At 52.3% G+C, this 235-nt stretch carries 1 rRNA gene; it reads left to right on the top strand.

The window, feature by feature from the left end:
- A 16S ribosomal RNA gene (locus ACLJR2_RS23880) occupies positions 1-235 on the top strand; the annotation flags it as partial.

Here is a 235-nt window from a genome sequence, read left to right as displayed (position 1 = left end):
GTTAAAACTCAAATGAATTGACGGGGGCCCGCACAAGCGGTGGAGCATGTGGTTTAATTCGATGCAACGCGAAGAACCTTACCTGGTCTTGACATCCACAGAACTTTCCAGAGATGGACTGGTGCCTTCGGGAACTGTGAGACAGGTGCTGCATGGCTGTCGTCAGCTCGTGTTGTGAAATGTTGGGTTAAGTCCCGCAACGAGCGCAACCCTTATCCTTTGTTGCCAGCGGTCC

It is taken from the genome of Salmonella sp. SAL03688 (assembly GCF_046551895.1).
GTDB classification, from domain to species: Bacteria; Pseudomonadota; Gammaproteobacteria; order Enterobacterales; family Enterobacteriaceae; genus Salmonella; species Salmonella enterica.
This window is presented reverse-complemented; position numbering and strand designations above follow the sequence as displayed.